Origin of the sequence: Mesorhizobium sp. M7A.F.Ca.CA.004.06.1.1 (assembly GCF_003999135.1) — a bacterium.
Taxonomy (GTDB): Bacteria; Pseudomonadota; Alphaproteobacteria; order Rhizobiales; family Rhizobiaceae; genus Mesorhizobium.
The window spans coordinates 1-2,315 of record NZ_RZPQ01000862.1 but is presented as its reverse complement, the minus strand read 5'-3'; the positions used below and the strand labels follow the sequence as shown (position 1 = coordinate 2,315).

At 65.1% G+C, this 2,315-nt stretch carries 3 protein-coding genes; 2 read left to right on the top strand and 1 reads right to left on the bottom strand.

The genetic code is table 11. The annotated features are described in order from the left end of the window. A partial coding sequence (locus EN906_RS31325; protein ID WP_164777507.1) for an aldo/keto reductase occupies positions 1-949 on the bottom strand: 949 nt, incomplete at its 3' end. Positions 950-1,045: 96 nt separating this feature from the next. On the opposite strand from EN906_RS31325, the gene EN906_RS31320 reads away from it, so the two are divergent. Together EN906_RS31320 and EN906_RS31315 are read left to right on the top strand one after the other, a co-directional pair. Continuing rightward, positions 1,046-1,936, top strand: a complete 891-nt coding sequence (locus EN906_RS31320; protein WP_127266811.1) for a LysR family transcriptional regulator — start codon at positions 1,046-1,048, stop codon at positions 1,934-1,936. A 56-nt stretch (positions 1,937-1,992) separates the two neighbouring features. Beyond that, on the top strand, positions 1,993-2,315 hold a 323-nt coding region (locus EN906_RS31315), incomplete at its 3' end, for a cytochrome b/b6 domain-containing protein (protein WP_164777506.1).

Here is a 2,315-nt window from a genome sequence, read left to right as displayed (position 1 = left end):
TAACCTTGTTGGGCGACAGCGCGTCACCAATAGCCTGCACCTCGGCCGCGCTTAGCTCGATGTCCGCCGCCGCCGTGTTCTGCTCCAGATGGCGTATCTTGCGCGCGCCGGGGATCGGTACGATGAAATCGCCCTGGTGCAGCACCCAGGCCAGCGCCAGCTGTGCCGAGGTCACGCCCTTTTCAACAGCCAGCTTTTCCAAGGTGGCGATGACAGCGGCGTTGGCTTCCATCGCCTCGGCCTGGAAGCGCGGCAAGGTCCGGCGCCAGTCGCCGTCGCTCAAGGCCTCGGGCTTGGCGATCGTGCCGGTCAGCAGCCCACGGCCGAGCGGGCTATAGGGAACGAAGCCGATGCCGAGCTCGCGGCAGACGGCGAACACCTCGTCTTCCGGGTCGCGGCTCCACAGCGAATATTCGCTCTGCACGGCCGATGCCGGATGCACGGCATGGGCCCGGCGAATGGTCGCGGCACTCGCCTCGGACAGGCCAAGCGCGCGCACCTTGCCCTCGCGCACCAGTTCGGCCATGGCGCCGACCGTATCCTCGATTGGCACGTTGGGGTCGACACGGTGCTGGTAGTAGAGGTCGATCACATCGGTGCCCAGCCGTTTCAGCGAGGCCTCGGCGACCGCTTTGACGTGCTCGGGGCGGCTGTCGACGCCCGCCATGCGGTCGAGGCCTGTACCTTCCTCCAGAATCCGGAAGCCGAATTTTGTCGCGATCGTCAGATGATCACGCACCGGCTTCAGCGCCTTGCCGAGCAGAATCTCGTTCTCGAAGGGGCCATAGACCTCCGCCGTGTCGAAGAAGTTGACGCCGATATCGACGGCGCGGTGCAGCGTGGCGATCGCATCGGCTTCCGCTTGGCCGCCATAGGCGAAGCTCATGCCCATGCAGCCGAGGCCGACGGGGTAGACGTTCAATTCAGTTCCTAGCTTGCGGGTTTGCATAACGCGTCTCCTTGTTGCGATGTGGGAGAAATAGCGCCTTGCCTTGTGTTCGATAATCGGCTTCCATCCGCACGGGCTGTACTAAAAGATAGATCAATGAATCGCGCGCATCTTTCCCAATTGGCCGTGCTGGCAACTGTCGCTCAATGCGGCAGCTTTCGGGGCGCCGCCAGGGAATTGGCCATCGCGCCTTCGGCTGTCAGCCACGCGGTATCCAGCCTGGAGGCGCGGCTTGGCGTTCGGCTGCTGGCGCGCAGCACACGCAGCGTCGCGCCGACCGAAGAAGGTGCGCAGTTGCTGGAGCGGTTGCGGCCGGCGCTGTCGGAGATCGACCTGGCGCTGGAGACGGCAATCGAGACGCGCGACCGGCCGGCCGGCAATCTGCGCCTGACCGTGCCGCGCACGGCAGCGCATTTGGCGCTGACGCCACGGCTGGGCGCCTTTGCGTCGGCCTATCCCGACATCGTGCTGGAGATCGTCATCGAGGACCGCTTCACCGACGTGGTGGAAGGCGGCTTCGATGCTGGCGTCCGGCTTGGCGAGAGCCTGCAGCGCGACATGATCGCGGTGCGCATCGGGCCGGACCTTCGCGGCGCGGTGGTCGGCGCCCCGGTCTATTTCGAGGTCAACCCCAAGCCGCGCCACCCGCGCGACCTGGCCGGCCACCGCTGCATCCGCTTCCGCTTCTCCAGCGGCATCCTCTACCGCTGGGAGTTCGAGAAAGGCCGCGAGACGATCGAGATGGCGGTGGAGGGACCGCTGATCCTCGACGAGGACCATCTGATCGCCCAGGCGGCGGTCGACGGCGCCGGGCTCGCCTTCGTCTTTGAGGACTATGTCCGCGCACCGCTCGCCGACGGCAGGCTGATCCGCGTGCTGGAGGACTGGTGCCCGCCCTTCGACGGCTTCTTTGTCTATTATCCGAGCCGCCGTCAGATGCGGCCAGCGCTCAGGGCCTTTGTCGATTTCTTCAAGGTGAGTGGATAAAGCGGGCTCGCCCCCCCTTGGTGGAAGATAACCGGCATCGCGGTCGTTCACCAACGATGCAAACATCGATCACCAACAGCACCACCCGCTATGGCTGGGGCGCGATCATTCTTCACTGGCTGATTGCGCTGATCTTCATCGGCCAGTTCGCTCTCGGCTTCGTCATGGTGCGGGTGACCAGCCAGCGCACCGCCTTCGAACTGATCCAGCTGCACAAATCCTTCGGCTTCCTGCTGCTCGGCCTGATCATCCTGCGCATCGTCTGGCGCTACGGCAATACAACGCCGGCGCTGCCGCGCTCGGTCGGGACTTTGGAACGTCGGGCGGCACCGTTGGCCCATTTTGCGCTCTACGCGTTCCAGCTTGCCTTGCCCTTGTC